We start from the raw sequence: 3,272 nt of genomic DNA, 5'->3' as shown, positions 1-3,272 counted from the left end.
CTCGGCGGATATCCGCTCCTCCGAGGCGCGCCACAGCAGATGGCAATTATTGTTCGTCTGCCACGTCAGTCCCGCACTCGGCCGGCCTGATTTGCCGCTGAGCAGAACCATGAGCGTGCGCCAGTTGAAGTTCTGCGAACGCAGCCATCGAATCATACGGTGCGCAATGTCGAGGAAGGTGAGTGTGAAGGTTGCCACCATGACATCATTCAGAGGCACCGGAACCGCCGCACTATCGATGGGATCCAGGAAGTTTCGCCGCAAGTACTCGAAGTTCATCAGGCCTTCATCCGCAAGGCAGGTTTTCATGAACCGCGAACTGACCCGGCAGGTGTAATCCACCATGTCCGCAATCTTTGATTCATAGCCGCGATAGGCCTCGACGGCGACCGTCTTTTCCCAATAGTGCGCATCGTTGACCGAGCGCACCCGGTCGGATCTGTCGATGATCCGTTTTGCGTCGTCGCGCCAATGGGCGTAACCGAGCTCGCGCAGGCGGAAAGCCCAGGCGATGCTGGGGGCGAGATGCGACACCGCCGTGAGTTCGACAAACCCGCGCGTCGAATGGCGGAAGCTCTCAACGATCGGTGCGCGGCCGCCTCCCGGGAAAATGACGAAATCCGCTCCGGTGACGACGAGCAGCGGATCGCCCCCGGTTAGGCGAACCATGTGTTTGGTCAAATGCTGCGCGGTGCTCCCCGGACCGGTGTAGGCGTCGTACAGACTGCGAAAATCGTCGTGCGGCGCGTAAGCCATGATCATCATCCATTAAAGCGGTAAATAATTGTATCGGTTCGGAACCGGACATCGACGGTGAGGCTGTTGGAGACCGCCACGAACAGGTTGCCGTCGGCAGAGAATACCGCGGCGTCGGTCCCACCGGCGGTCGGGAATTCTTCGACCAGCTGCAGCCGTCCTTCGGTCCATTTAAAAACCCGCGACCGGAGATTGGTGCGCGGGGCGGAAGGCTCGCCCTGAATGAAATTGATCTGCAGCAGATAGAGGTTCGAGGCGCTGCGGACGATGCAGAACTCTCGGCCGCCCGGGCCGCCCAGTTTCTGGCAGGGCGCAAAAGCCCTGCCATTCCAGCGATACAGGGTTGAGTCGCCTTGGATATTGGCAAACGCGAGGTAATGCTCACCGTCCGCCATGAAATATCGAAAGCAACGACCGCCCTTCGCGGCGAAGGATTGCAACCGCGCAAAGGATGAGCCATCCCAGGCCAGGAGAACTGATTCTCCGACATGATCAGCGTAGGCCAGGAAGATCTGCCCCGCTATCTCGAACGATTCCCAGTTATAGCCCCACCTGCCGTCGAGAGTTTGAAAATTCTCAAATTGCCGGCCGTTCCATTCATAGATTCGCGAGGTCCGGGGATTCGTCGCCTCGATATGATCGAGCGTGACGCCTTGCGCCAAGGCCAGAAACGCTCGATGGCCGACCTGGAAAAAATGCCACTGCTTCGCGGCGAAGGCCGCGAACGTCTGCACGGGTGCCCACGAGCCACCTACCCACTTGTAGAGCACCTGGTCGATATTGTAGCGATAGGGATTGCGGCCCGATCGAACCCCCGCCGTCACCAGGTAGGATTCTTCTCCGAGGTTGAAGAACTCGGCGTCCTCCCCGCCGCTGAGCGGCAGCAGTCCGTCCTCAACCAAGCGACCGTGTTGCCAGCGATAAATCGGGGCAGCAATGTCGCTATCGCCGCCGTTCATATGCGCAGGCGTCCCCGGAACATCCATTGCCAGCTGCGGCACGATCAGATACTGCGCGCCCGCAAGGGCGAACGGCTGGACAGCCCGCGCGCCGCAGGTCGGTAGGCGTTGATGTTCAATGAGCAGCATGAGGGGTTCCGTATCAGATCAAAACACGAATCGTCCGCGCATCGATCGTGCTCACGACGTGACCTCTTTAGGTCGTAGCAGGCCGACGACCGCGTACGAGACGGCGGACAGCAGTGTCGGAATGGCGATCAGCACGAACAACAGTTGCACGGAAACATTCGCCGCCAGGAGGCGCCCGCCGATGATGGGTCCCAATATTGATCCGAACCGGCCCGCGGCAAACTGCCAGCCGACACCGGTGCTGCGCATGCGCTGCGGATACAGTTGCACGGAGATCGCCGGCGCGTTCTGTTGACCCCCAATCACCAGGAGGCCGATGACTGCGAGACCTGAATACAGTGCGCCAACGGAACCGTATAAGTAACCCAGCAAAGCAACGGCGAGCGAGCCGCCGGCAATCATCCACGTCACCACCTTGAAAACTCCGAACCTCGTCACGAGCAGGGTCGAGGTCAGTGCCCCGACCACGCCGCCCAGATTCAGCAGCACCCCGCACCAAGCAGCCGTCTGCGGGTTGAAACCCGATCGAGCCGCGATCAATGGCGTCCAGCTGTTTAACAAGTAAGTCACCAATAGCAGGCAAAAGATCGCGCATGAGGCGGTGACCGTGGTCCAGAGGCGGCCCTCGGTAAACAAGACCACGAAAGATCCCCTCCAGGGCGACCGATGTGGGTCGCCGATCGACGCGTCTGAGGCGGACAGCGTCTCTCGCAGAAGCAGCCCGATCGGCACGAGAAGCAGCGTCACGACTCCCGCACCGAGAAACAGATTTCGCCACCCCTGGGCGATCAACAGCGCAGTGATCGCGCCGCCGACCACCGCCCCGAGGGGATAGCCGATGAACATCACAGTCACCGCCGCGCTGCGCCGCTGCGGAGGGAAATGCTCTGCCACCAGGGGGACAATCGCGGCGAGAAGCCCCCCCAGAGCGAAACCCGTCAGCAAGCGCAGGGCGACGAAAGCGCCGAGCGAATGAGCCTGCGAGCACAGCAGTGTCGCGACTCCCGCCGTGGCAAGCGAAACGAGCAGCGTGGGCCGACGGCCGACGCGGTCGGCGATGTGACCCAGAAGCAGGCCCCCCGCCATCGAGCCTGCCAGGCCGGCGGCGAACACGGTGCCGATACTCACAAAGTTCAAATGAAGATCTTTGGCGATCAGCGGCGCGACAAACGAAACGATGAACAGGTCGTACCCGTCGATCATCACCAGGACAAACGAGACGCCCAACAACGCCCAGGATCGTCGAGACCGATTGACGCCGAATTGAAACGCCGTGTCGCTGGCAACTTCCATCAGGGCAGGCCAAACAGGCGCTTCGGATTCTCGACCAGGATCTTTCGGCGTGCGCTCTCCGTCGGTGCCCAGCGCCCGAGCAAATTCACCAACTCGCCCGTGTCGCGGTCAGAGTACGAAATATGTGGCCAGTCA

General features: G+C 61.0%; 4 protein-coding genes. All 4 read right to left on the bottom strand.

Features of this window, described 5'->3' with window-relative positions:
- A partial coding sequence (locus VK804_RS02040) for a DUF5624 domain-containing protein (protein ID WP_325367301.1) occupies positions 1 to 756 on the bottom strand: 756 nt, incomplete at its 3' end.
- A 5-nt stretch (positions 757 to 761) separates the two neighbouring features.
- Positions 762 to 1,844: a hypothetical protein gene (locus tag VK804_RS02035; protein WP_325367299.1), complete on the bottom strand. Its 1,083-nt coding sequence runs from the start codon at positions 1,842 to 1,844 to the stop codon at positions 762 to 764.
- A 51-nt stretch (positions 1,845 to 1,895) separates the two neighbouring features.
- The gene (locus VK804_RS02030) at positions 1,896 to 3,137 is read right to left on the bottom strand and encodes an MFS transporter (protein ID WP_325367297.1); all 1,242 of its coding nucleotides are present in this window, start codon (positions 3,135 to 3,137) and stop codon (positions 1,896 to 1,898) included.
- A complete protein-coding gene (locus tag VK804_RS02025; protein WP_325367303.1) occupies positions 3,137 to 3,259 on the bottom strand; it encodes a hypothetical protein in 123 nt (40 codons plus the stop codon). The genes VK804_RS02030 and VK804_RS02025 overlap by 1 nt, the downstream gene beginning before the upstream one ends.
- Positions 3,260 to 3,272: the final 13 nt, after the last annotated feature.

Origin of the sequence: Bradyrhizobium sp. (assembly GCF_035484855.1) — a bacterium.
Classification (GTDB): domain Bacteria; phylum Pseudomonadota; class Alphaproteobacteria; order Rhizobiales; family Xanthobacteraceae; genus Bradyrhizobium.
Note: the sequence above shows the minus strand (reverse complement) of the source record. Positions and strands in the feature narration are given on the sequence as shown.